The organism is Nocardiopsis sp. CNT312 (genome assembly GCF_000515115.1).
Classification (GTDB): Bacteria; Actinomycetota; Actinomycetes; order Streptosporangiales; family Streptosporangiaceae; genus Nocardiopsis.
In genome coordinates this window covers 210,946-236,282 of record NZ_KI911536.1, presented here as the reverse complement: position 1 = coordinate 236,282, position 25,337 = coordinate 210,946, and the positions used below count along the sequence as shown (strand labels likewise).

General features: G+C 73.7%; 22 protein-coding genes. 13 read left to right on the top strand and 9 right to left on the bottom strand.

The features are described 5' to 3' along the window. The first annotated feature begins 152 nt into the window (after positions 1-152). Both B042_RS0117960 and B042_RS0117955 read left to right on the top strand, forming a co-directional pair. Positions 153-1,559 (top strand): sigma-70 family RNA polymerase sigma factor, encoded by a 1,407-nt coding sequence (locus B042_RS0117960; RefSeq protein ID WP_028649482.1) that lies wholly within the window; start codon positions 153-155, stop codon positions 1,557-1,559. A gap of 119 nt (positions 1,560-1,678) precedes the next feature. Continuing rightward, on the top strand, positions 1,679-2,035 hold the full coding sequence (locus tag B042_RS0117955) for a hypothetical protein (protein ID WP_036555586.1): 357 nt from the start codon (positions 1,679-1,681) through the stop codon (positions 2,033-2,035). 10 nt (positions 2,036-2,045) lie between these two features. On the opposite strand, the gene B042_RS25900 is transcribed toward B042_RS0117955, so the two are convergent. From B042_RS25900 to B042_RS0117940, 3 genes are all read right to left on the bottom strand, one after another. Beyond that, positions 2,046-2,462 (bottom strand): hypothetical protein, encoded by a 417-nt coding sequence (locus B042_RS25900; RefSeq protein ID WP_028649480.1) that lies wholly within the window; start codon positions 2,460-2,462, stop codon positions 2,046-2,048. Positions 2,463-2,573: 111 nt separating this feature from the next. Next, positions 2,574-2,936 carry a GntR family transcriptional regulator gene (locus tag B042_RS0117945; protein ID WP_028649479.1) on the bottom strand — a complete coding sequence of 121 codons (363 nt, stop codon included), beginning with the start codon at positions 2,934-2,936 and terminating at the stop codon, positions 2,574-2,576. Between the two features lie 109 nt (positions 2,937-3,045). Continuing rightward, positions 3,046-3,441, bottom strand: a complete 396-nt coding sequence (locus B042_RS0117940) for a hypothetical protein (protein WP_028649478.1) — start codon at positions 3,439-3,441, stop codon at positions 3,046-3,048. A 147-nt stretch (positions 3,442-3,588) separates the two neighbouring features. On the opposite strand from B042_RS0117940, the gene B042_RS0117935 reads away from it, so the two are divergent. The 3 genes from B042_RS0117935 to B042_RS0117925 all read left to right on the top strand — a co-directional run bounded on the left by B042_RS0117935 (position 3,589) and on the right by B042_RS0117925 (position 7,274). After that, positions 3,589-4,194: a TetR/AcrR family transcriptional regulator gene (locus B042_RS0117935; RefSeq protein WP_028649477.1), complete on the top strand. Its 606-nt coding sequence runs from the start codon at positions 3,589-3,591 to the stop codon at positions 4,192-4,194. Between the two features lie 120 nt (positions 4,195-4,314). Next, positions 4,315-5,100: a sporulation protein gene (locus tag B042_RS0117930; protein WP_028649476.1), complete on the top strand. Its 786-nt coding sequence runs from the start codon at positions 4,315-4,317 to the stop codon at positions 5,098-5,100. Positions 5,101-5,255: 155 nt separating this feature from the next. Then, positions 5,256-7,274 carry a WD40 repeat domain-containing serine/threonine protein kinase gene (locus B042_RS0117925; protein ID WP_081748854.1) on the top strand — a complete coding sequence of 673 codons (2,019 nt, stop codon included), beginning with the start codon at positions 5,256-5,258 and terminating at the stop codon, positions 7,272-7,274. Between the two features lie 72 nt (positions 7,275-7,346). Here B042_RS0117925 and B042_RS0117920 read toward each other — a convergent pair whose 3' ends face one another. Both B042_RS0117920 and pgi read right to left on the bottom strand, forming a co-directional pair. Further along, entirely contained in the window at positions 7,347-9,008 is a 1,662-nt protein-coding gene (locus B042_RS0117920; RefSeq protein WP_028649474.1) for an ABC-F family ATP-binding cassette domain-containing protein, read from the bottom strand. 700 nt (positions 9,009-9,708) lie between these two features. Continuing rightward, complete coding sequence (pgi, locus tag B042_RS0117915; RefSeq protein WP_028649473.1) at positions 9,709-11,382, bottom strand: glucose-6-phosphate isomerase; 1,674 nt, start codon at positions 11,380-11,382, stop codon at positions 9,709-9,711. Positions 11,383-11,643: 261 nt separating this feature from the next. Here pgi and B042_RS0117910 point away from each other — a divergent pair, with 261 nt between their 5' ends. Then, positions 11,644-11,961, top strand: a complete 318-nt coding sequence (locus B042_RS0117910; protein ID WP_028649472.1) for a hypothetical protein — start codon at positions 11,644-11,646, stop codon at positions 11,959-11,961. An 8-nt stretch (positions 11,962-11,969) separates the two neighbouring features. Here the strand turns inward: B042_RS0117910 and B042_RS0117905 are convergent, their stop codons facing one another. Beyond that, positions 11,970-12,740 carry a FadR/GntR family transcriptional regulator gene (locus B042_RS0117905; RefSeq protein WP_255342359.1) on the bottom strand — a complete coding sequence of 257 codons (771 nt, stop codon included), beginning with the start codon at positions 12,738-12,740 and terminating at the stop codon, positions 11,970-11,972. 125 nt (positions 12,741-12,865) lie between these two features. On the opposite strand from B042_RS0117905, the gene B042_RS0117900 reads away from it, so the two are divergent. Genes B042_RS0117900 through B042_RS0117890 form a run of 3 tightly spaced genes read left to right on the top strand, consistent with a single transcriptional unit; the run spans position 12,866 to position 15,674 of the window. Continuing rightward, positions 12,866-13,606: a (Fe-S)-binding protein gene (locus B042_RS0117900; protein ID WP_028649470.1), complete on the top strand. Its 741-nt coding sequence runs from the start codon at positions 12,866-12,868 to the stop codon at positions 13,604-13,606. Next, entirely contained in the window at positions 13,603-15,030 is a 1,428-nt protein-coding gene (locus B042_RS0117895) for a lactate utilization protein B (RefSeq protein ID WP_028649469.1), read from the top strand. The genes B042_RS0117900 and B042_RS0117895 overlap by 4 nt, the downstream gene beginning before the upstream one ends. Next, positions 15,027-15,674, top strand: coding sequence for a lactate utilization protein C (locus B042_RS0117890; RefSeq protein WP_028649468.1), 648 nt, complete (start codon positions 15,027-15,029; stop codon positions 15,672-15,674). The genes B042_RS0117895 and B042_RS0117890 overlap by 4 nt, the downstream gene beginning before the upstream one ends. An 8-nt stretch (positions 15,675-15,682) precedes the next feature. On the opposite strand, the gene B042_RS0117885 is transcribed toward B042_RS0117890, so the two are convergent. After that, the gene (locus tag B042_RS0117885; protein WP_028649467.1) at positions 15,683-17,170 is read right to left on the bottom strand and encodes a cytochrome P450; all 1,488 of its coding nucleotides are present in this window, start codon (positions 17,168-17,170) and stop codon (positions 15,683-15,685) included. Positions 17,171-17,446: 276 nt separating this feature from the next. Here B042_RS0117885 and B042_RS0117880 point away from each other — a divergent pair, with 276 nt between their 5' ends. From B042_RS0117880 to B042_RS0117870, 3 genes are all read left to right on the top strand, one after another. Beyond that, entirely contained in the window at positions 17,447-18,739 is a 1,293-nt protein-coding gene (locus B042_RS0117880; protein WP_028649466.1) for a DUF2786 domain-containing protein, read from the top strand. A gap of 432 nt (positions 18,740-19,171) precedes the next feature. Next, the gene (locus B042_RS0117875; protein ID WP_028649465.1) at positions 19,172-19,957 is read left to right on the top strand and encodes an SDR family NAD(P)-dependent oxidoreductase; all 786 of its coding nucleotides are present in this window, start codon (positions 19,172-19,174) and stop codon (positions 19,955-19,957) included. A 127-nt stretch (positions 19,958-20,084) separates the two neighbouring features. Then, positions 20,085-20,906: a metallophosphoesterase gene (locus B042_RS0117870; protein ID WP_028649464.1), complete on the top strand. Its 822-nt coding sequence runs from the start codon at positions 20,085-20,087 to the stop codon at positions 20,904-20,906. Between the two features lie 10 nt (positions 20,907-20,916). Here the strand turns inward: B042_RS0117870 and B042_RS23785 are convergent, their stop codons facing one another. Beyond that, positions 20,917-21,120, bottom strand: a complete 204-nt coding sequence (locus B042_RS23785) for a hypothetical protein (protein WP_036555539.1) — start codon at positions 21,118-21,120, stop codon at positions 20,917-20,919. A 383-nt stretch (positions 21,121-21,503) separates the two neighbouring features. Next, positions 21,504-22,778, bottom strand: a complete 1,275-nt coding sequence (locus B042_RS24525) for a pentapeptide repeat-containing protein (protein ID WP_051415773.1) — start codon at positions 22,776-22,778, stop codon at positions 21,504-21,506. A gap of 280 nt (positions 22,779-23,058) precedes the next feature. Between B042_RS24525 and B042_RS26955 the strand changes: the two genes are divergently transcribed. Continuing rightward, complete coding sequence (locus tag B042_RS26955) at positions 23,059-24,984, top strand: ABC transporter ATP-binding protein (RefSeq protein WP_028649463.1); 1,926 nt, start codon at positions 23,059-23,061, stop codon at positions 24,982-24,984. Positions 24,985-25,337: the final 353 nt, after the last annotated feature.

Genomic DNA, 25,337 nt, shown 5'->3' with positions numbered 1-25,337 from the left:
CCGATCGGAGCGTGATCCATGTCACTTCGAACGATATCCAATCGAGACGGGGAACATTTGACTCCCCGACACGTTGGACATATTGGCGCGTCCAGTCGGTGGGACTCCTTCCGCCGCGTGCCACACGTCATGGAAGGGAGGGAGGTGCCCCGATGACGAGCACTGCCCCCGCCGTTCCGGCCACGGCCGGAGCCGCCGCAGGCACCGCTCCGATCGAGGACCCGGCCGCCCACGCGGCCCTGTCCGAACTGCTCACCCACGGGCGCACGCAGGGGAACCTGTCCCTCTCCGAACTGCGTACCGCTTTCTCCGCGGCCGGAGTCACCGCTCCCGAAGGCCGCTCCATCCTGCGTGAACTCACCAAGAACGGGGTCCGGCTCGCCAAGGGGGGCGACGACTCCGCGCTGGTGGCCGATCCTGACGCCGAGGACGACGTGCTGGAAGACACTCTGATCGCGACGGTGCCCGACTCCGACGAGGCGCCCAAGGCCGCATCCGGCAAGGGCGCAGCCCGCAAGGGCCCCTCCCCCCGGAGGAAGGCCCGCTCCACGCGGCGCGCCAAGAAGACCCAGAACACCAAGGCCTCCGAGCCCGAGACCAACGGCGAGGCCGACCTCGACGACCAGTCACCCGCCATGGGCGACTCGGTCCACACCTACCTCAAGGCCATCGGACGGCGCCAGCTCCTCACCGCGGAGCAGGAGGTCGACCTGGCCAAGCGGGTGGAGGCCGGCCTCTACGCCGAGTACCGCCTGGGCCGGCACGGCGAGATCGACGGCTCCGTCGAGATGGCCCGGGCCGAGATCGAGGAACTGGAGTGGGTGGCCGAGGACGGCCGCACGGCCAAGTCCCACATGCTGGAGGCCAACCTGCGCCTAGTGGTGTCGGTGGCCAAAAAGTACAGCGACCGGGGCATGTCCCTGCTGGACGTGGTCCAGGAGGGCAACCTGGGCCTGATCCGCGCGGTGGAGAAGTTCGACTACACCAAGGGCTTCAAGTTCTCCACCTACGCCATGTGGTGGATCCGCCAGGCCATCCAGCGCGGCTTCGCCGACTCCGCGCGCACCATCCGCCTGCCCGTGCACGTCCTGGAACTGCTGAGCAAGGTCAGCCGCTTGGAGCGCGACATGCACCAGGCGCTGGGACGCGAGCCCACCCCGGAGGAGCTCGCCCTGGAGCTGGACAAGACCCCGGCCCAGATCGAGGAGCTGCTGCGCGTCACCCGCCAGCCGATCAGCCTGGACTCCACGATCGGCGAGGACGGCGAGACACGGATCGGCGACCTCATCGAGGACGTGGACGCCTCGGAGGCCTCCGAGGTAGTCGACCGCCAGCTCATGGCCGACCAACTGCGCAACGCGCTGTCGGACCTGGAGCCCCGCGAGGCGACGATCATGTCCCTGCGCTTTGGCCTCATGGACGGCCGCCCGCGCACCCTGGACGAGATCGGCAAGCACCTGGGCCTGACCCGCGAGCGCATCCGCCAACTGGAGAAGCAGTCGCTGTCCAAGCTGCGCCATCCGAGCCGGGCACGGCAACTGCTGGACTTCGCCAGCTAGGGGGAGGCCGGGGCCGCGCACGGACGTCCGTGCGCGGCCCCGGCCGTGTCAGGGACATCCCCGAGATCCCCCTGGCTTTTGCGGACGCGCCGGGCGGTACGGCGGCAGGCGGTGCCATGATGGAGGGCATGACCGACACCCCCCAGCGAACCCAGGACGAGGTCGCCGCCGCGCTGCGGGCCGGCCGCGATCTCGGCCCCGAGTACGACGACGCCGTCGCGGCGTCCCTGGTCGAACGCATCGACGGGACGATCGATGAGCGTGTACGCCACCACGTCGCCCAGCACACCAAGGACACCGACCGCTCCGGTATCCCCGCCAACACCGCGCGCTTCGTCCTGACCTTGGTGTTCATGGGGCTGAGCATCCCGCTCACCGCCATCGCCGGGGGTACCGCGGGAACCGTCGGCGTGGTGGCCCTGTGGCTGGGGCTGGTCGTCTTCTACCTCGTCTCCGTGCTGGGCCTGCGCCGCTGAGCCGCACCTCCTAGAGCAGGAGCCAGGCCACCAGCGCCGCCGGTACCAGCACGACCACGACCAGGACCGCCACCACGAACCAGGTGTGCGTGCGGCGCGGACGGAAGCCGTAGCCCCCGTCGTAGTAGTGGTCCCCGTGGTAGTGCTCGTCGTCGGGGCGCCCCGGGCCCCGCTTCCTGCGCCCGCGGCGCGGACGGCGGCCGGGCGGCGCCGGCTGCACCCGGTCGGCCCTCGACCAGCCCGCCCCGGCCCGCCGCTCACGCGGCGCACCGGCCGCCCGGTCCGAGGCCTTGCCGGACCTCCCCGGTTTCCCGCCCGGCACGCTCGTCCCCCCGCCCGGCGCGGCCGGGTTGCCCTCCGCACCCGGCCGCTTGCCCGGCCCGCCACCCGAACGGTGCACCGGCCGCCGGTCCATGCCCTTGCCCATCGAAGCCCCTTCGCCCGCCTGACGCCGTGCACGACGCTAGCGGACCGGGCCCCGCCGCGGGAGGCGGCGGCCGGTAACGGCCACCTGTAAGGGACAGGACGACGGCCGGGGTCACCCCTCCAGGACCGCGCGCAGGATCTCCACCGCCTCGTCGTGGCCGATCCCCACCCGGGAGATCACCTCGGCGTAGGCGCGGGCGGCCGCCAGGGCCTCCGCCCGCTGGTCGTCCCCGCCGGCCGCGACGAAGGTCCCCGAACGTCCGCGCGTCTCGACCACACCGGCCTGTTCCAGTTCCCGGTAGGCCCGCGCGACGGTGTTCACCGCCACCGACAGCTCACCGGCCAGCGACCGCACCGTGGGCAGGCGGTAGCCGACGGGCAGCTCGCCGTTGGCCGCGGCGATCGCGACGATCGTCCGTATCTGCTCGTAGGGCGGTACCTTCGACGTCGGGTCGATGCGGATGAAATCCGCCATCATGCACTGCGCTCCCCACCAGAGTCCGTCCCCGCGCCGCGGGGAACCGTGTCCGTCCGGCCGGACACCAAACTCACCGGCCCGGCTTCGCGTCCCCACCCGGCGGGGCTCACACCGCACCGGCCACCCGGCGCGGAACCCGCTGGACACCGTGGAGGCGGTGCTCCTCCCGCGCGGTCAGCAGTCGCTCGGCCACCCGTGTCGCCTCGCGCACCTCGGGCCGGGCCAGGCGCTTGCGGCGGTAGATGGCGTCACGGTAGCCGCGCGCCCCGACCAGGACCCGCTCGCGCGCGTAGGCGGCGCGCATCGCCTCGGTCAGCGCCCTGTCCAGTGCCAGGCCGCAGGCGCGCAGCTCCGCGGCCGACGCCTCCCGCTCCCGTGCCCCGGCCAGCGCCTCCTCGGCCCCGGCGACCGCCCGCAGAAGTTCGGGCAGGCGCCGGGCGCTCTCCTCATCCTGCGCGAGGCTCTCACGCGCCTGTGTCCTGGTCTGCTGGGTCAGTGCCATGTCACCGTCTCCGTAACGCGAACCGTCGGTCGGGACCAACTCTAGAGGTGACGTAGATCATCGCACACCACGGTCAGGGACACCGGTGGTGGCGAACGTCGGCCCCTGCCGCCACACTGATCCTGGACACCGGGAAAGGAACATCAGTTGAGCAGGAACAACGCCGGCCTGAGTCGGGAGCGCATCATCCTCGAAGCGCTGCACATCATCAGCGGACGCGGGCTGGGCGGGCTCTCCATGCGCCGCCTGGGCGACGCCCTGGAGGTCGAGGCGATGGCGGTCTACCACCACTTCCCCCTGGGCAAGGACCAGTTGTTCAGCGCGATCGCCGCCTACGTCACCTCGCCGCTCCCTCCCCGTCCTCCCGAAGAGGACGGGGAGGGGGCTGAGGGGGCCGAGCCGGAGGAGGCCGGGAGCGGCCCGTGGGACGTGCGCCTCACCGACTGGGCCCACGCCTACCGCTCCCGGCTGCTGGAGTTCTCCGGCGCGCTCTCCCTGCTGGTCCACCGGGCCCCGCACACACCCGCGGACACGGCGTCGCGCGCCCTCATCCAGGGAGCGTTCCTCGACGCGGGCCTGTCCGGCGCCGACACCGTTCGGGCTGCCGAGGCCCTGCACTCCCACGTGCTCGGCTCGGTGATCCACCAGGTCCGGCACTCCGGTGCGGAGGACGCCCCCGACGAGGCGGAGTGCGAGGCGCGGTTCCGGTTCGGTCTGCGCGCGCTCCTGCGCGGGCTCGTTCCGGACATGTGAATTCCCTCCCCACGCGGAACCGGAACCGGTCCCCTGGCGTCTACTCACGTCAAGGGGCGCACCGTCACCGAAGACCCTCCCCGGCCCCGCGCCCCGGCCGAGGAGATCGGAAGGCCTGACATGGTTCTCAAACGCCTGCTCGCGGGCATCGGTGTCGGCGGGGCCACCGTCGAGACCGTCCTGGACACCGACCGGGCACAGCCCGGGGGAGCCCTCCGCGGCACCGTGCACGTCCAGGCCGGGGACGTGGAGCAGAAGATCGACCGCCTCACCGTGGGCCTCCAGGCACGTGTGGAGGTGGAGTCCGGCGACTACGAGAGCGTCCAGGACGTGGAGTTCCACCGGGTCCAGCTCGGCGGGGAGGCGGCCATCGCCCCCGGGCAGACCTTCTCGGTGCCCTTCCAGCTCTCCGTGCCCTGGGAGACCCCGATCAGCAGCTACGGAGGGCGTCCCCTCCACCACATGAACCTGGGGGTGAACACGCGTCTGGAGGTGGCCAAGGCCGTCGACCCGGGCGACCTCGACCCCGTGGCGATCGAGCCCCTGCCCTCCCAGGCGGCGCTCCTGGACGCCCTGGTCTCCCTGGGGTTCGGTTTCCAGCACGCCGACGTGGAGAAGGGCCGAGTCCTGCGGACGCGCCAGACTCTGCCCTTCTACCAGGAGTTCGAGTACCGTTCCCCCGGCCACTACCAGGGGCTGAACTCGCTGGAGCTGACGATGGTCTCCGACCACGCCGGAATGGATGTCGTCCTGGAACTGGACAAGAAGCCCGGGCTGCTCTTCTCCGAGAGCCGGGACACCTTCCACAGCCTCAGCGTCGGCCACCAGGAGGCGGTGGGCTACGACTGGCGGGGCTACCTGCACCACTGGATCGGCTCCCTGGCTGGGCGCAGACGCCTGCTCTGACCGGCTGCGGGCCCCGCCGGGCCCGCATGCACCGGTCCGCCGGAGCGCGGAAGCCCCTGCCGCGCCGTCGTCTCCGAGGCCGGATCAGCGGTACGGTTTGTCATATACCGCGCCCTTGTTCCCATTCCGACCCTCGGGTGAGAAGGCTGTCCCTCTTGGAACCCCTCCACTCCTCCGATCCCGCCCGTATCGGTGACTACCGGCTCTCCAAGCGCCTGGGAGCGGGCGGTATGGGCCAGGTCTACCTCGCCCATACCGCCTCCGGACGCGGGATCGTCATCAAGACCATCCGCTCCGAACTGGCCCGGGACCAGGGGTACCGCGACCGCTTCGCCCGCGAGGCCGAGGCCGCGCGGCGTGTCGGCGGCTTCCACACCGCCCAGGTCGTGGACGCCGACCCCCATGCCGAGCGTCCCTGGATCGCCACCGCCCACGTCCCCGGCCCCACCCTCGCCCGGGCCGTGATCGACCACGGCCCCCTGGTACCGCCGCCGCTGCACGTCCTGGCCATGGGGCTCGCCGAGGGGCTCAAGGCCGTCCACTCCTGCGACCTGGTCCACCGAGACCTCAAACCGAGCAACATCATCCTCAGCGGCGACGGGCCGCGCATCATCGACTTCGGTGTCGCCCGCCCCCTCGACGACACCCGCGACATGACCGGGGAGGGCGAGGTCTTCGGCTCCCTGCCCTACATGTCCCCCGAGCAGGTCGACAGCGCCCGCGTCGGCCCCGCCTCGGACGTGTTCTCCCTGGGCACCGTCCTGGCCTACGCGGCCACCGGGACCAACCCCTTCGCCGGTGCCTCCACGATCGAGACCCTCAAGCGCATCGTCGGGCCCCCGCCCGTCCCGGCCGGGATCGACCCGCGTGTGCGGAACCTGATCGCCGACTGCTGGAACCACGACCCCGGGCTGCGCCCGACCCCCGACCAGGTCCTGACCCGTTTCGACGCACCCGACCCGGAGGACTCCTGGCCCCCGCCCCACCTGTCCGGCGCGGCCACGCGCCCTCCGGTGGAGACGGCTCCGGCCGTCCGACCCCCGCGCACCGATCCGCCGTCGCCGGGACCGTCCGCCCCCGCTCCGGGGATCGTGGCCCGGTGGGAGCCGTCGGCGCCGCACTACCGCCTCCCCGTTCCCATGCCCGCGGCCTACCCGGTGTCCAGGCGCCGCGGGCCCTGGCTGTGGGTGGGTCTCGCCGCCGCCTTGGTACTGGTCGTGGCCGGCGCCGCGGTCCCCCTCCTGCTGGGCCCGGAGACCGCCCCCGGCCGGCACGGCGAGCCCGGGGGAAGGTCGGCCATGGTGCTCACCGAGCACGACGGCCGGGTGCGCTCGGTGGCCTTCAGCCCCGACGGCACCCTCCTGGCCAGCGGCGGCGACGACACCACCGCACGCCTGTGGAGCACCAAGACCGGCGAACACCTCGCCGTCCTGTCCGGGCACCGCGACTGGGTGCGCTCGGTGGCCTTCAGCCCCGACGGCACCCTGCTCGCCACCGGCGGCGACGACGCGACCGTCCACCTCTGGGACACCGGTACCGGTGAGAGCACCGCGGCCCTGAGCTGGCCGGGCGGCTCCAGCGCCTACGTCCTCTCGGTGGCCTTCCACCCCGGGGGCGACACGATCGCCGTCGCCGGCGACGACGGCGCCGTGGAGCTGTGGGACACCGGAAGCGGCGCGCGGACCGCCTCGTTCACCGGCCACAGCGGTTCCGTGAACGCCGTCGCCTTCGATCCCGGGGGCGGCCTCCTGGCCACAGCGAGCGACGACGGCACCGCGCGGCTGTGGGACGTGGAGGCAGCGCAACAGGTCGCCTCGTTCACCGGGCACGGCAACGGTGTGAACGCGGTGGCCTTCGGCCCCGGGGGCGACCTGCTCGCCACGGCGGGCAACGACGGCACCGCGCGGCTGTGGGACACCGGCGGCGCCCCCGTCGCCGTCTTCTCCGGCCACGACGACTGGGTGCGCTCGGTGGCCTTCGGCCCCGACGGCACCCTGCTCGCCACCGGCGGCGACGACGACACGGCGATCCTGTGGGACGTGGACTCGGCGACGCCGAACGCCGTCCTCGAAGACCACGAGGACTGGGTGCGCTCGGTGGCGATCAGCCCGAGCGGCAGCGCCCTGGCGACCGCGGGCTACGACGACACGGTCCGTCTGCGGGGGACCGGGTGAGCTCGGCGGTTCCACCGGGAGGGCGGCGGTCGGTCCGTTCCGCTCTCGTTCCGGCGGAACGGACCGAGGCCTTTACGACGTAGATTCAATGCTTTCGACGGGGCGTCCCTCCTCCAGGCGCAGGCGCGCCCCCTCCCAGCGGCGGCGCAGCCACCGGTCGTGCGAGGCCGCCACGACCGCGCCGGGCGCGCGCCCCAGCGCCTCCTCCAGCTCCTCCGCCAGAGACAGGGACAGGTGGTTGGTGGGCTCATCCAGCAGCAGCACGTCCGGAGCCGCCCCCACCAGCATCGCCAGGGCCAGCCTGCGCCGCTGGCCCACGCTCAGCTCCCCCACCGGCCGGTCCTGGTCGCGGGCGGCCACCAGCCCCAGTTCGCTCAGGCGCGGCCGGTCCGAGCCAGCCTTCAGCCCCCCGTACAGCGAGCGGGGCGTCCGCCGCGGGTCGGGGAAGACCACGTCCTGCTCCAGCAGCGCCACCGTCGCGCCCCGCCGCCACCACACCTGTCCCGACTCCGGGCGCAGCAGGTGCCCCATGGCACGCAGCAGCGTGGACTTGCCCGCCCCGTTGGGACCGGTGACCAGCAGCCGCGCGTCCGAGGGCACGTCCAGCCGGGCCACCTCCAGCCTCCCGGGCACCACCAGGTCCCGGACCTCCAGGGCCGTGCCGTCCGTGCCAGGGTCCCGGGTCAGTGATCCGGCGAAGCTCAGCGGCCGGGGCGGCTCACGCACCTGGCCGCGCTCCAGTTCCTCCAGCCGACCCCGCGTTTCGCGGACCCGCCGGGAGACCTGCGCGGCGACCCGACCGCCCTTGTAGTCGTAGGCCATCTTCGCGTTGTCCCTGGGGCCGCGGCCGTGCGCGACCTGGCGCGCGGTGGTGCGCACCGCCTCGCGCAGCGCCTTCATGTCCCTCTGCTCGCGCTGGTGGCGCTGCTCCCAGCGCTGCCGCTGCAGGCGCTTCTCCCGCAGGTAGGCGGAATAGGCGCCGCCGTAGTGGACCGGCCCGTCCACCGCCGGGTCCAGGTCCACCAGCCCCGTGCACACCGCGTCGAGGAACACGCGGTCGTGACTGGCCAACACCACCGCGCCCGGCAGGGAGCGCAGGTAGCCCTCCAGGAACTCCATGGCCCGGTCGTCGAGGTGGTTGGTGGGCTCGTCCAGCAGCAGCGCCCCGGGGCGGCGGACCAACAGGGCGGCCAGGCCCAGACGGCCCCGCTCGCCCCCCGACATCCGTCCGACCCGCCGCCGTGGCGGGATCCCCGCCAGGCCCAGTCCGGCCAGCACGGTCTCGGCACGGTGGCCGGCGTCCCACACCTCCAGCCGTTCCGCCTCGGACAGGGTCCGACCGTAGGCGCGCAGCGCGTGTGCGTCGGCCGGGTCGGCTTCCAGAGCGGTGGTGGCCCCGGCCAGGCGGCGCTCGACCTCCCGTGCGGGGGCAAGCGCCTCGGCAACCACCTCGGCCAGGGTCGTGTCGGGCGGATACGGCAGTTCCTGGTGGAGGACGCCGGTGTCGTCGGGGCCGGCCACGGTTCCGGCGTCGGGCTCCTCCAGCCCGCCGAGCAGCCGCAGCAGCGTGGACTTACCCGCACCGTTCTCCCCCACCAGGCCGATCCTGTGGCCGGGCGCGGCGTCCAGGTCGAGGCCGTCGAACACCACCCGGGCACCGTAGGCCTTGGCGAGGTCGCGTGCGCGCAGCACGGGTCCGCCCGATGTGGTCGGCAACGTGTCGTATGCGGTCATGGGCCGCCCTTCGTCTCAGGGCGGGTCTCGATGCGGAGCGCGGTCCGGGGCTGGGACAGCCGACACCGAGACCGCACCCGCGTGGGAACGGGAAGGCACCGAGCGGGGCGAGGGCTCGGAGCCCGCAGGTGCGGGCGAGCGCCGCGCGCTCGGCGCGTGTGGTCTCGTGGTGTCAGCTCAGCATCGTGCGATCAGGCTATCCGCGTGTCCCGAGGCGGGGCCAACGTTTTTCGGTGTCCTCTTCGGCACCGCGCCGTCCGGTTCGAGGGAACGTACCGGTGGCCGGGCCCCACGCGAACAGGGGACGCGGTTCCCAGGCCCGTACCCTGCGTGCCGACCGCCCCCTCCGGGGTCCTCCGCGCGCCGAAAGGAGCCGCGAGGCCCGTTCCGCTGTCCGCGGTGGTCTCCGCCCGCGTCGGCACCGACCGGCCGCGTACCCGCCTGCTGCGCCTGGACCGCGACGGCGAACCGGGCGTGTTCGTGCACGGCCCACTCCCCTCCTGGGCGTTCGGGCAGCGCACCACGCCGGCGCTGCCCGAGCGCCGCCGACCGGTGGCGCTGGATCTGCGCGGGTTCGGCGACACCGGACGGGCCCCGACCGGTGTCGCCCGGTGCCTGGACGGCTCCTGCCCGGAAAGAAACCCGTGCCGCGGGCGACGGTTGGGGGCGGGCCCTGCCCCCCGCACGGCCCGCCCCCTTCTCACCGGCCCCGCATGTTCCGGTAGCGCCGGACCAGCGCGGCGGTGGAGGCGTCCAGCCCCGGGGCTTCGGCCCCGCTGGTCAGTGCGGGCTCGACCCGCTTGGCCAGGGCCTTGCCCAGTTCCACCCCCCACTGGTCGAAGGAGTTGATGTTCCACACCGCGCCCTGGACGAACACCTTGTGCTCGTAGAGGGCGACGAGCTGGCCGAGCACGGAGGGGCTCAGCCGCTCGGCGAGGATGGTGGTGGTGGGGCGGTTGCCCGCGAAGGTGCGGTGCGGAACCAGGTCGGCGGGCACGCCCTCGGCGGCCACCTCCTCGGCGGTCCTGCCGAAGGCCAGTGCCTGCCCCTGGGCGAACAGGTTGGCCATGAGCAGGTCGTGCTGACGGGCGAGGTCCGCGGGCAGGCCGGGGGCGGGGACGGCGAACCCGATGAGGTCGGCGGGCACCAGGCGGGTGCCCTGGTGCAGGAGCTGGAAGTAGGCGTGCTGGCCGTTGGTTCCGGGGGTGCCCCACACGATCGGGCCGGTCTGCCAGGTGACGGGGGAGCCGTCGCGCTGGACGGACTTGCCGTTGGACTCCATGTCGAGCTGTTGCAGGTAGGCGGTGAACTTCGACATGTGGTGGCTGTAGGGCAGGACCGCGTGGCTGTGGGCGTCGAAGAAGGCGCCGTACCACACGCCCAGCAGGCCCAGCAGGAAGGGCAGGTTGCGCTGGGGCGGCGCGGTGGCGAAGTGCTCGTCCATCAGGTGGAACCCGGCGAGCATCTCCCGGAAGCGCTCGGGGCCCAGCGCCACCATGAGGGACAGGCCGATCGCCGAGTCGTAGGAGTAGCGTCCGCCCACCCAGTCCCAGAACTCGAACATGTTGGCGGTGTCGATGCCGAACCGGGCGACCGCTTCGGCGTTGGTGGAGACCGCCACGAAGTGCCTGGCGACCGCGTCGCTGTCGGTGCCCGTCCCCAGGCCCTGGGCCAGCCAGGCGCGCGCCGCCGTGGCGTTGGTGATGGTCTCCACGGTGGTGAAGGTCTTGGAGGCGACCACGAACAGGGTGCGGGCCGGGTCGGCGTCGATGAGGGCCTCGTGCAGGTCGGTGCCGTCCACGTTGGAGACGAACCGGAACTCCAGGCGGCGGTCGGTGTAGGGGCGCAGCGCCTCGTAGGCCATGGCGGGGCCCAGGTCGGAGCCGCCGATGCCGATGTTGACCACGCGCCGGACGGGCTCGCCTGTGTGGCCGAGCCAGGAGCCCGAGCGCACGCGCTCGGCGAAGGCCGCCATCTCGTCCAGGACGCGGTGGACGCCGGGGACGACGTCGTGGCCGTCGGACTCGACGACGGCTCCGCGGGGGGCGCGCAGCGCGGTGTGCAGAACGGAGCGGTCCTCGGTGGTGTTGATGTGCTCCCCGGCCAGCATGGCGTCGCGCAGGTCCGCCACCCCGGCGGCCCCGGCCAGGTCGGCCAGCAGGTCCAGGGTCCGGCCGGTCACCAGGTTGCGGGAGTAGTCGACGTGCAGGTCGCCGACGTCGAGCGTGAACCGCTCGGCACGTGCGGGGTCGTCGGCGAACAGGCTCCGAAGGCGGACGCTGCCGAGGTCGGTGCGGTGCTTGTCCAGTGCCGCCCACTCCCCGCTCCGGTCCAGCGGGGTGGCCGGTCCGTGGGGGCTCGTGCTGCCAGGCATCCGGTGGCTCCTCGTGATCGAAGGGATCGGTGTGCCGCGCGGTCGGGGTGTCCCCCGGCCGCCGTGCCGGTCCCGCTCGCGCGGCGGCTCCCAGCCTTTCACGGACACGGCACGGTCCTTACCGGTCTAGACCATGTGGTGCGCCGGTGGGGGCGGACGGACGGGGCCCCGAACGAGGGGACCGCGCGGTCCCGTCACTGGAAACACCCGCCGCGACCAGGCATGATCGAAAGAGGAGGGATCGAGGCGAGGGGGACGCCCGTGACGGATCGACCCGAGGACTTCACGATGGACGGCACCGGTGGTGCCGGGATCGACGACGTGGACGCCGAGATGGACGTGGGCGCCGCCGACCAGGACTCGGCCGTGGCCGAGTACCTGCTCGACCACCCCTACGGGCACCGGATCGAGGAGTTGGAGGACCGCGGTGCCCTCGGCATCGGGGAGGAGCTCCGCAGGGAGCTGCCCGACCCGCGCCCGGACCCGGGGGGCCCGCCGCCCGTGGCGCGGCGGGAGGAGCTGGCCCGGCTGCTGAAGGCGGAGGAGTTCGCCGAACGGGCGCGCCGGAAGCGGGCGTGAGGCCGACGTCAGCCGGCGCGGCCTTCCGCGGTCAGCCACCGTTCGACACGCATGACGTGCACGGTCGCCGCGGCGCGCGCGGCATCGGGGTCGCGCGCCGTGAGCGCCTCGTGGATGCGCTCGTGGTCCTCGCGGAGTTTGGCCGCCAGCCCCGCCTCCTTGTGCCCGGCCCACACGCGGGCGTTGAAGGTGCGCGAGGACAGGCCCTCGTTGACGGCGGCCAGGGTGGCGTTGCCGGTGCTGGCGACGATGGCCTGGTGGAAGCCGAGGTCGGCGCTGACGGTGTCGGTGCCGAGTGTGTCCTGTCCGCCGTCGATACGGCCGAGCAGGTCGCCCACGCGCTCGAGGTCGGCCGGGGTGGCGCGGGCCGCGGCCAGCGCGGTGGCGGCGGGTTCGAGCATACGGCGCACCTGGAGCACCTCCAGGAGGGTCTCCCCCTGGGAGACCTCGGCCAGGACGGAGAAGGTCTCCAGCAGGTCGGAGGGGCGCAGCGCCGTGACGTAGACGCCGGCACCGTGCCGGGATTCGAGTACCCCCAGGGTGGTCAGGGCCCGGATGGCCTCGCGCATGGAGCTGCGGGAGACACCGAGCCTGACGGCGAGGTCGCGCTCGGTGGGCAGGCGCTGGCCGGGGCCGACCTCGCCCTGGGCGATCATCGCCTTGACCTGTTCGACCGCCCGGTGGGTGACGGGGGTGCGCTCCTGGCCCACGGTGCCTCCACGGGTTCGGGGGCGGGCCGCCGGTGTCGTTCCCGCGACCTCCATGACGCTAGAGATCATACCAATTTTCCCTGACACAGGCTGATACACCCCCCAAACTGGAATTTTACTGGCGAAATCCGCAAAGTCATGCGAAAGTGATCGGACCAATATGAACCCGCGGCGTCGGGTGAGAAGGAGGCCCCATGCGGATCGCGCTCTTCGTCACGTGCGTCAACGACACGCTCTTTCCCGGCACCGGGCGGGCAGTGGTCGGTCTCCTCGAACGGCTGGGCCACGAGGTCGTCTTCCCGGCCGGTCAGACCTGCTGCGGCCAGATGCACTACAACACCGGCTACCGCAGGGCCGCCGAGAAGCTGGCCGTGCGCTTCGTGGAGACCTTCGCCGACGCCGACGCCGTCGTCGCCCCCTCGGGGTCGTGCGCGGCGATGGTCCGCGACAACTACCCCCGTCTGGGCGAGGGGGGCAGCCGCCTGTCCCGCGAGGTCGCCGAACTCGCCCCGCGCGTGTACGACCTCACCGAACTGCTGGTGGACGTGCTGGGGGTGACCGACGTGGGGGCCTACTACCCGCACAAGGTCGCCTACCATCCCACCTGCCACGGGCTGCGGATGCTCGGCCTGGGCGACCGGCCCTACCGATTGCTGCGCAACGTGCGCGGACTGGAGCTGATGGAGCTGCCCGGCGCCACCGAGTGCTGCGGGTTCGGGGGGACCTTCGCCGTCAAGAACGGCGACGTCTCCTCCGCGATGGGCGCGGACAAGGCCCGCAACGCCGTGGCGACCGGCGCCGAGGTCCTGTGCGCTGTCGACAACTCCTGCCTCATGCACATCGGCGGCACCCTCTCCCGGCAGCGGTCCGGGATGCGGGTGGCGCACATCGCCGAGATCCTCGCCAGCACCGAGAAGGAGGCCGCCCACCGATGAGCGGAACGTTCCTGGGCATCCCGCCCTTCCCCGACGCGGCGCGCTCCGCCGTGGAGGACTCCCAACTGCGACACAACCTGCGCAAGGCCACCCGCACCATCCGCGGCAAGCGCACCGAGGCCGTCGACGAGCTCGGCGCCGACTGGATGCGGCTGCGCGCCCGCGGCAAGGAGGTCAAGGACCACACCCTGCGCCACCTCGACCACTACCTGGAGGAGCTGGAGCGCTCCGTCCAGCGCGCGGGCGGCACGGTGCACTGGGCCGCTGACGCCGAGGAGGCCAACACGATCGTCACCCGGCTGGTCCAGGAGACCGGCGAGAGCGACGTGGTCAAGGTCAAGTCGATGGCCACCCAGGAGATCGAGCTCAACCAGGCACTGGAGCGGGCGGGCATCACCGCCTACGAGACCGACCTGGCCGAGCTGATCGTGCAACTGGGTGAGGACCTGCCCTCGCACATCCTCGTACCCGCCATCCACCTCGGGCGCTCCCAGATCCGGGAGATCTTCCTGGAGCAGATGGCCGAGTGGGGCACGCCCGCCCCCGCCGACCTCACCGACGATCCCCGGGCGCTGGCCGAGGCCGCCCGGGTGCACCTGCGCGAGCGCTTCCTGCGTACCCGCACGGCGGTGTCGGGGGCCAACTTCGCGGTGGCCGACTCCGGCACGCTCGTGGTGCTGGAGTCGGAGGGCAACGGACGCATGTGCCTGACCCTGCCGCGGACACTCATCTCCGTGGTCGGTATCGAGAAGATCGTGCCGACCTGGTCGGACCTGGAGGTGTTCATGCAACTGCTGCCGCGCTCCTCCACCGGAGAGCGGATGAACCCCTACACCTCGACCTGGACGGGGGTGGCCCCCGGCGACGGCCCCCAGGAATTCCACCTGGTACTGCTGGACAACGGCCGCACCGACGTGCTGGCCGACACCGTCGGGCGGCAGGCTCTGCGGTGCATCCGCTGCTCGGCGTGCCTGAACACCTGCCCGGTCTACGAGCGCACCGGCGGACACGCCTACGGCTCGGTCTATCCCGGGCCGATCGGCGCGATCCTCACCCCGCAACTGCGCGGCATGTCCTCGGCTGCCGACGAGGCGCTGCCCTACGCCTCGTCGCTGTGCGGGGCCTGCTACGAGGTCTGCCCGGTGGCCATCGACATCCCCGAGGTCCTGGTCCACCTGCGCGAGGAGGTCGCCGAGGGGAGCGGACACCTCGGGGAGAAGGCGCTCATGGCGGGCGCGGGCGCGGTGTTCGGCTCACCGACCGCCCTGGAGGCGGCGCAGAGGGCGGCGGGGCTGGCGGGCGGCGCCGTGCCCAGGCACCTGCCCGGCCTGGCGGGCCAGTGGACCGATACACGCGACCTCCCCGGCCTCCCCAAGGAGTCGTTCCGCCGCTGGTGGAAGAGGGACGGAAGGAGTGAGGGTTGAGCAGCGCACGCGACCGCGTCCTGGGCAGGGTCCGCGCGGCCCTGGCCGATGTTCCGGCCGGGGAGGACCGGCGGTGGCCGAGGGAGGGGCCCGAGGAGCGCCCCTACGCCGACAGCCACGGCGAGGGGCCGTCCCTGGACGTGCTCGTCGACCGGCTCGTCGACTACAAGGCCACCGTGCACCGGGTGGACGCCGAACGGCTGCCCGCCGAGGTCGCGGCCTGCCTGGAGCGCGCCGGAGCCACACGGGTGGTGGTACCCGAGGGGGCGCCGCGCGCGTGGTTCGAGGGCTGCCCGGCGACCCTGCTCACCGACTCGCCGGAGCGCCCTCGCACGCTGGCCGACCTCAACGGTGCCGACGCCGTGGTCACCGGGTGTGCCGTGGCGATCGCCGAGACGGGCACGATCGTCCTGGACGCGGGGCCGGACCAGGGACGGCGCGCGATCACGCTGGTGCCGGACCACCACGTGTGCGTGGTCCGCGCCGACCAGGTCGTGGACGGGGTGCCGCAGGCCGTGCGCCTGCTGGACCCGGCCCGGCCGCTCACCTGGATCAGCGGCCCCTCGGCGACGAGCGACATCGAACTGAACCGGGTCGAGGGGGTGCACGGACCGCGCCTGCTGGAGGTGCTGGTCGTCGGCTGACCGCTCCCCTACCGGGGCCGCCAGTCCTCCAGGAGCCGTTCCAGGAGGTCGCTCTCCTCTTCGGGCGCTGCGAACGGCGCCTGGTAGCGGGCACCGACACCCGCCGGGGCCGCCGCCCGGGTTTTGCCCCGCCGGACGGCAGCGGCCTGCGCCGTCTCCTGTGCGGGCTCCTTCCGCGCCAGGGGCGCCTGGTAGCGGGCGCCTTGGGGCGCGGGGCGGCGCTTGCGGCGGAACCGGCGCCGGGGAGCGGGCGGCTCGTCCCGTTCCGGCTCCACGCGCTCACCCGTGGGGGCGAACCGGACCGGGAGCGCCTCCAGGCCGTGCACGGTCGGCGAGTCGCGCCAGGCCGGTTCTTCGGTGTCCAGCACCATGCCGCGCAGGCGGTCCACCACCGCGTCGACGGCGGTACGGACCAGTTCTCGGGTGAACCCGGTCGCGGGGCAGCGGTGCGCCCCCGCCCCCCAGGCCAGGTGGGAGCGGTTGCCCGCCATGGCGAACCCGTCGCGTGGGGCCACCGACGGGTCGGTGTGGGCGGAGTCGAAGGAGAGCAGCAGCGGGGCGCCCCGCCGGATGCGGGTACCGGCGAAGCTGACGTCGGTCGCGGTGTAGCGCCCGGCGATCGTCCGCACCGGGCAGTCGGTCCACATGACGACGTCGATGAAGTCCTCGGGGGTGAGGGTGCCGCCCACGTAGGCGGTCCACACCGGCGGATCGATGAGTAGTTTGAGCAGGGCGTTACCGATGAGGTGCGTGGTGAGTTCGTGGCCGCTCTCCCACATCCGGGACAGCGCCTCGGCCGCCTCCTCGTCGGTGAGGCCGTGGGGGTGCGCCAGCAGCCGACTGGTGAGGTCCTCCCCCGGACGGGCGCGTTTGCGGGCGACCAGGCCGGTGAAGTAGGAGCGCACGGCCGACTCCGCGGCCTCCACCGCCTCGGGGCCGCCGTTCCACAGGCGGTGGGCGAGGTCGGCCAGCAGGCGCCCGTAGTCGTCGGGCAGACCGAAGACCTCGTTGAGCACCAGGGCGGGCAGCGGGGCCGCGAACTGGCCGATGAGGTCGATTCTGCCCTCTGCGGCGGCACGGCCGAGCAGGTGCGAGGCGACGCGCTCCACGATCGGCACGAGCCGGGGCGTGCCCACCCCCGCGAGGGCGTCGACGACCGGGGTGCGCAGGCGCCGGTGTTCCTCACCGTCGCGGGGCAGGGCACCGGTGTGCGCGGGTGGGCGGCCCGACGGATTCCAGGGGCGGGGGTCGGCGGAGAAGTGGTCCTGGTCGCGCAGCGCCTGGAGGTTCTCCTTGTATCCGAGCAGCAGCCAGCCGTGGACTCCCGGGGCGACCTCGGTGGGGACCGGTGCACCGTAGCGGGGCCGCGGTCCCTCCAAGGGTGCCTCGTGGCGGCCGCGCGGTCCCGGGAGGCGGTCCCCGCCCACGGGGCAGCGGGCCGCGCCCGTACCGTCCTGGCCGGAGCCCTCACCGCTGGCGCCGGTTCTCTGGTGCATGGAGACTCCTTGGCTGTCGGTGCTGACGCGACGGTACGCAGGCCATGTTTCCGATGTGCTTCCGGCAGGAAAGCCGTGGTTTTCCGCCCCTCGCAGAGGGCCCCACAAGGCAGGGAAGCCATGAAAGCCGTATCAGCGGCGTTTCCCCGGAAACCACTACTGGGCGGACGGACCGGACCGGACCGGTACGACGATCCGGTAGGTTGATCGGTCGACACCCGGACGGCGCCCCGGAACGTCCCGTCCGCACAGCGCACGCCACCAGGGAGGACCGCCGTGGGCAGCAGGAACCGCAAGCGGCGCGCTCCCCGCGCCGACGCCTGGTCCGGCCCCTCGGCCGACGACGCCCCCGCCCAGATCGTCACCGGCGCCGTCGATGCCCTGGTCCTGGGCCGCGGCGGCACCGGTGTGGACCTGGCCGCGGCGCGGCTGGCCGACAGCGAGGACGCCGCGTGGGCGCGGGCCGCCGAGGCCGCGGTGGCGGCCTCGCTGACCGAGGGCCTGGCCTCGGCGTGGGCGCGGGGCTGGCGGCCGTCCGAGACCGTGCGCCACGTCGGCCGAGAGCTGGGCGAGGCAGGCGCGGCGCTGTGCGCCGACGCGGTGGCCGCACAGATGCGACGGCACTCCCCCGGCTCGGTGGACCCCCGCTGGACCGCCGAGGTGCGGGCTCTGGGGGCCTCCGGCACGGAGGGAACGCCGCTCTCCCAAACCGCGGCCGGCCACGGGCTCCTCCGGTTCGAGGCCGCCGAACTGGCCCTGCGCCTGCTGTCAGTGCTCCGGGTCCTGCCTCCCCTGGGGACGCTGGGCCCGGTACCCGGCGCTTTCCGGCCCGGTCCGGCCGCTGCGGTGCGGCCGGTCTCCGCAGTGGACCGGGGGAAGCTGGAACGGGTCCGGGCGCTACTGGCCAAGGCGGAGTCGACGGAGTTCCCCCGCGAGGCCGAGGCGCTGAGCGCCCGCGCCCAGGAGCTGATGGCCCGGCACAGCATCGACCGCGCCCTGCTGGACGGGGAGCACCCGCCGAGGCGGCCCTCGCCCACCGGGGCCCGGCGGCTGCCCGTGGACGCCCCCTACGACGAGCACAAGGCGGTGCTGCTGCACGAGGTGGCCGAGGCGAACCGCTGCCGCGCGGTCTGGCACCAGGACCTGGGACTGTGCACGGTGGTGGGCTTCGATGGCGACCTGGACGCGGTCGAACTCATGTACACGTCGCTGCTCGTGCAGGCCGAGAGCGCGATGCGGGTCAGCGGCGCGGTCCGCGACCAGTCCGGGCGCGGGGCGCGGCGGGACTTCCGGGCCTCGTTCGTCTCGGCGTTCGCGGTGCGCGTGGGCGAGCGGCTCGCGGAGGCGGCCCGCGCGGCGGAGGAGGGTGCCGCAGCGGAGGCCGGAGCCGACCTGGTGCCGGTGCTGGCCGACCGCGAGCGCCGGGTCGGCGAGGCCGTGGAGGAGGCGTTCGGGGAGTTGACGCACACCCGGGTGCGCGGCCCCCGCAGTGCGGAGGGCTGGCGTGAGGGGCGCGCCGCGGCGGACGCCGCCTCCCTGGGGCCGCGCCGTCCGGTCGCAGACGGCTGACGGCGGGGCGGCACCGACGACCGGACGGCGAAAGCCGGTGGCCGTCTCCGGCGGCGGTGCGCGCCACGGGCGCCGGCCCGGAGCGCGTCCCGGCCGGTCCTTCCGGTGGACGCCGCCCACCGTTCCCAGGTCTCCCGGATGGGTTCGCACTCCCCTGTGCCGGGCTCACGCTCCTCGTCCAGTTCGCGGGGGTCCCTGGCGGGGCCCTGCGGCTTGCCCCCTGCGGCCACTCGTCGGGCTAGACGGCCTCCAAGAGGTCCTCGGCGGCGGGGCGGGCCTCCCGGCCCCCTGCTCGGAGCGGGGGCCGACCGCCTGTGCCTGGGCGCAGTCCCCGGCCTCGGCACCGCCGAAGGGGCCGTCGTGGCCCACGTGGTCGTCGTAGTACCCCCCGCGCACCCCTCACCAGCGGTATCGACCGCTAGTCTCTTGGTCATGCCATCATCGGACCACCCTGCACCGGCCCCGTACGACGGCTCCGCCCCCGGACGCGGAGTCCTGGTTACCGGAGCGGCCCGCGGCATCGGCCGGGCCGTCGCCCGCGCCTTCGCCGAACGGGGCGACCGCGTGGTCGTGCACTACGGCAGCCGCCGCGCCGAGGCCGAGGCGACCCTGGCGGACCTGCCCGGCGGCGGGCACGCCCTCGTCCGAGCCGACCTCGCCGACCCCGACGACACCGCCGCGCTCGTGGAGCGGGCGGTGGAGCGTACGGGAGGGCTGGACGTGGTGGTCAACAACGCGGCGCTCAACCCGGCGCACCCCCTCGCCTCCGTCTCCTACGACGCCTGGCGCGACGCCTGGCGATCGGTGATGGAGGTGAACGTGTTCGGCGCGGCCAACGTCTGCTACCTGGCGGCCCGGCACATGATCGACCGGGGCACACGGGGGCGCATCGTCAACGTCGGCTCCCGCGGTGCCTACCGGGGCGAGCCCGACCACCCCGCCTACGGGGCGAGCAAGGCCGCCCTGCACGCGATGGGCCAGTCCCTGGCGGTGGCACTGGCCCCGCACGGGATCGGCGTGGCCTCCGTCGCTCCCGGGTTCGTGGAGACCGAGCGGGTGGCCGACCGGCTCACCGACGCGGTCCGCGCCGACAGCCCGTTCGGCCGGGTCGCGCGTCCCGAGGAGGTCGCCGCCGCGGTGTGCTATCTGGCCTCCCCCGGTGCGGTGTGGAGCTCGGGCGCCGTCCTGGACGTGAACGGAGCCTCCCACCTGCGCTGACACCGCATCCTGACCATGGGGCAAAGGCCGATATATCCCCTTTCAGGGGTGCGTGTGTAGGGTGGCGGCCGATGGCGCGCCGACAGTGGTCGGCCGCCCCACTGCGCGGAGAGGGGCCGAAGAGCGTATGAGTCTGGTCGCCATCAGCGATCTCCACATCCGGCACAAGGACAACCGCGCCTTCACTGAGAAGCTGTGGCCGGAGTCGGCCGACGACTGGCTCCTGGTGGCCGGCGACGTCGCCGAGACCACCGACGACATCCTGTGGGCGATGGGGCTGCTCGCGGAGCGCTTCCCGACCGTGGTGTGGGTGCCCGGCAACCACGACCTGTGGACCGTGCCCTCCGACCCCGTGCGACTGCGCGGGAAAGCCCGCTACGACCACCTCGTCGCGGCCCTGCGCGGCCTGGGCGTACACACCCCCGAGGACCCCTACCCCGTGTGGGAGGGGCCCGGCGGTCCGGTGACCGTCGTGCCGCTGTTCCTCCTGTACGACCACACCTTCCGCCCGGAGGGGGCGGCCACCAAGGAGGAGGCACTGGAGATCGCCTACTCCCGGGGCGTGGTCTGCACGGACGAGCACCTGCTGCACCCGGACCCGCTGCCGACCCGCGACGCCTGGTGCCGGGCCCGCCTGGACTACACCCGGGCCCGCCTGGACTCACTCGCCCCGGGCACGGACACGGTCCTGGTCAACCACTTCCCGCTGGTGCGCGAGCCGACGCGGATCCTGCGCTACCCGGAGTTCGCCCAGTGGTGCGGTACCGAGGAGACCGCCGACTGGCACACCCGCTACCGGGCGCGGGCCGTGGTCTACGGGCACCTGCACATCCCCCGCACCATCACCGTGGACGGCGTGCCCCACATCGAGGTGTCCCTGGGCTACCCCCGCGAGTGGGGACGGCGGCCCCACCCCCCGGAGGGCCCCAGGACGGTCCTGCCCGGGTGAGGCGGCCGGACTACTCAGCGGGGGCGGACTCCCGTGACGGGGACCGCTTCCGGCGGGCCAGGAGCGCCTGGCCGACGTCGAACAGCCCCACGGCGATGATCACCAGTCCCAGGGGGCCGCACTGAAACCAGAAGAACCCCAGGTCCCAGAAGAACAGCGCGAGCGCGGCACCGACCGCGACCAGCACCGCCCCGAACCCGATCCTGAAACCCACGTTTCCTCCCTCCGGCCCCGTCCGCACCGGTAGAGGACCGGGCCTGCCTCCACGGTACGAGAGGGACGCGGGTGGGCAGGCCCCGGCGCGTGCCCGCGGCTGGGCGGCGGCCGGGACCGGCACCACCAGGACGTCGTCGGTGGCGATCCGGGAGATCCGGCCGTGCCCGTCCCTCGCACAGCCCGCACGTGTGCGGCACCCACCGCTCGGCCAGCCCGCCGGGCACTGGGTGCCGACGCGGACGCAGGATTTCGCACACCCGACGCTCTCCTTGCTCTGGTGCCACGGTTGCGGCCGTGCCGGCGCCGGTCGGACACCGGCCTGGGAGCGGGGAGCCCGTCGGGTTGCGGCTCCCGGAGGACCGGGCTCCCGCGGCGCAGCGGTCAACGGGCCGGGCGCCAGGCCTCGGGGACGCTCACCCGTCGCGGGTCCAGCGGCTCGATCGCCGACAGCAGGCCCGCGGGGCACGGCCCGGAGGCGCCGGTGAAGGCCACCGCGCAGCCCGCGAAGGAGGCCTCGTGGAAGGAGACCCGGTCGGAGAAGGCCGCCTCGCCGAAGTGCGCGCGGTCGGAGAACACGGCTCCGTCGAAGGAGACCCGTCCGGTGAAGGCGGCCCCGTCGAAGAACGCCCCGCCGCTGAAGAGGGCCCCGTCGAAGGAGGCTCCGCCGAGGAACGACGCACCGGCGAAGGAGACGCCCTCGGTGTCGCAGAACCGTGCTCCGCGGAAGTCCACGTCGCCGGAGAACGAGGCGAGCGGGAAGTCGCTGTCGGGCGCGAAGACGACGCCGGTGAAGTCGAAGTCGCACTCGCGCCAGGGGGTGCGTGCGCGCAGGCGGTCGGCGATGACGCGGACGATCGTCACGCGCACCTCGCTCAGGGCCGCGTGCGGCCGCTCCTCGGTGTCGGGGGCTCGCAGGTAGGAGCACAGGAGGTCGACGCACGCCTGCCTGCTGCCCTGGTCGGGGGCCTCGTCTGCCAGGTGTGCCAGGACGTGCACGCCGCCCAGCCGTGCCGCGGGGCGGTCGGCGCCCAACCGGTCGACGGCGGCTGTGAAGCGTTCGGTGAACAGGCGTCGGCATGCCCGGTCCGCGGCGGCCGCGGTTCCCGCGGCCTCCGCGGCTCGCTGGCGCCGGTAGGCAATGACCGGGAACGTGACGGCGGCCGGGGCTGCGACGGAGGCCAGGGAGAGGAGCGTGAGGGTGCGCACCGCGTCGGGGTCCAGGGCGCGGGGCGAGGTCGGCGGCGGTGCCCCCATGATCCACCACGCGGCCAGTCCCAGGGCCAGGGCCGCGGCTGCGGTCACCGCCCAGGCGGCCAGGAGGGCCTGGGGCAGGGAGGCGCGGCCGATCCGTCGGCCCAGGCGTGCCAGCTGCGGCCGGGAGGCGGCGGCGACCGTCGCGGTGCCCGCGGCGAGGCCGCTCACCGGTCCGGCGCCGGGCAGGGACCAGTAGGCGCTCCACAGCGGGATGAGGAGGGGGAGGGCGCTTCCGGCTGCCAGGGCGGCGCCCAGGAGGAGGGCGGTGGAGCGGAGCGGCTGGTCCCGCACGCGCCGGGGCAGGCGTTCGGAGAGGGGGAGGAGGGTGCGGCGGACCGTCATCCGGGCCCGGTGCAGGCGGGCCGACCACGGGGAGGAGGCGGGCTGGGGTGTGCGGGCCATGAGGGAACGGTAGTGGAACCACCGGCACCCGAGAAGAGCCGGTCGCCTGATCCGTCCGTGTATGAACCGCACTGGCAGGAAGTGCGGTGCCCGGCGTCCGAGGAGACCACCGCGAGCGCGGTACTGCGGTCCGCCGGATCCGGCTGGGGAAGCGCGCCGATACCACCGGGGATCCGGCCCCGCCACAACCCCGTCCGTGTGCGCGAAACGCCCGCGCCCGGCGGACCGGGCGGGGATGATCACGGACACGCACACGACGTCCCCCGGTGAGGAGCGGCCCATGGCCCGACCACGCACAACCCGGACCGCGCCCTCGGAGGGCCCCCGGATCAGGGCGAGCAAGTACAACCCGTGGCTGTCCGACATGGCGCGCCTGTCCGCGTGGACGGTCCTCACCCGGCTGCCGCGGATGGTCCTGGGCATCCTGCGCGTGTCCTGGCGGGCGAACCGCCTCGACACCGCCACCGCGCTCGCCCTGCACACGGCTGCGGGGATCGTCGGCGCGGTCGTCCTGGTCGCCGTCGTCGGGGTGCTGGACGCGCTCTTCACCGCCGGGCCCACCCCCGAGCGGCTCCGGGACGCCCTGCCCTCGCTGCTGCTCCTGGTGGGGGTGGCCGCTCTGCGCGGGATCCTCAGCACGGGGGCGGGCTGGGCCCAGGAACGGCTGGGACCGCAGGTCGAGCGGGAGATGGAGCTCGAACTCCTCTCCCTCACCTCCCGGGCCGACCTGGCCGCCTTCGACGACTCCGACTACTACGACGCCCTGGCACGTGGCCGCGACCGGGGCATGCACGAGTCACGCGCCCTCATCGCCAACACCATCGACGTGCTCACCGGCATCGTCGGGCTGGTCGCCGTCACGGGGGTGCTGGCCGTCCTGCACCCGGCGCTGGCCCCCCTGCTGGTCCTGGCGGTGCTTCCCACGGGGTGGGCGGCGATGCGGGCCGCCCGCATCCGCTACGCCCAGCTCCGGGAGCTGACCACCACCCGCCGCCGCCAGCACCTGGTGGGCGACCTGCTCGCCGACCGCGCCTCGGCCGCCGAACTGCGCGCCTACAACATGCGCGACGGCCTGCTGCGCGAGTACGCCGTCATCGCCGACCACGTCCGCTCGGTCATGCTGGGGGTGGCTCGGCGCCAGACCGCGGTGCGGGCCGCGGGCAGCGCGGTCGGCGGACTGGCGACGGTCGCCGTCTACACCGCACTGGCGGGGCTGCTGGTCGTCGGGGCGATGCCGCTGGCGGTGGCGGGCGCGGCCTACGTGGCGATCGGCCAGGGCAGGGCGGCGCTGGACCGGCTGACGTTCGCGGTGACCCGCGCCTACGAGGCCGGGCTGTACGTCGACGACGTCCACCAGGTGTGCGCGCAGACCCGGCGGCGCCTGCCGGTGCCCGGCGAAGCCGACCTGCCCGGCCCGCTCACCCGTCTGAGCGCGCACGGTGTGCGCTTCTCCTATCCGGGCCAGGACCGGCCCGCGCTGCGGGGCGCCGACATCGAGGTGCGCAAGGGCGAGGTCGTGGCGCTGGTCGGCGAGAACGGTTCGGGCAAGTCCACCCTGGCCAAGCTCATCGCCGGGCTGTACACGCCCTCGGAGGGACAGATCCGGTGGAACGGGGTGGACCTGCACGGAATCGACGTCGAACAGGTGCGGGACCGGATCGGCCTGATGAGCCAGGACTACACGCAGTGGCCGCTCTCGGCGCTGCGCAACGTCACCATGGCGGGGGCCGACGACCCCGTCGACGGGGAGCGTCTGGAACGTGCGCTGCGGCTGAGCGGCGCCGACGAGGTGGTCGCCCAGCTCGACCACGGCCTGGACACCATGCTCGACAAGCGCTTCGTGGACGGCGCAGACCTGTCCGGCGGGCAGAAGCAGCGTGTGGCGGCGGCGCGCGGGCTCTACCGCCGTGGTGACCTGGTGATCGCCGACGAGCCGACCGCCGCGCTGGACGCGCGCGCCGAGAAGCGCCTGTTCGACACGCTCCAGGCGGCGGCCGAGGACGCCTCCGTCCTGCTCATCACCCACCGGCTGGCGTCGGTGCGCCGGGCCGACCGGATCTACGTGCTGCGCGAGGGCGCCGTGGCCGAGCACGGCACCCACGACGAGCTGATGGAACTGGGCGGACTGTACGCCGAACTGTTCACGCTCCAGGCCGACGCCTACCGGGGCCTGGTCCCGCCGACCGCGCCGCCGCGCCCGGTCTGAGAGGTGCCCTCCCCGCCTGTGGGCGGGTACCACCGCGGTGATGGGTGGTACCCGCCCCGCGATCACGCTCGGCGCTGCGTCCGTTGCACCGCTTCCTGCCCGTGCGGGCGTTCACGCCCACGATTTGGCAGGCTTCGGTGTTGCTGTAGCCCTGCTGCATGAGCTGCAAGTATGCCGCTCGTTCGGCGTAGAGCTTCGTGGCGCCCCGCTGTGTTCGGTTCTCGCGGGCCTGGACGTGCATCGCACCCCTTGGATCAGGGTGTTGCGACCATCCCTGGAACCCAAGCGCCCGCGCCCCGACCCCGGGGCGCGGACCGCCCCTGACTTTCCACTGGCAAGTTCCCTGGAGTACA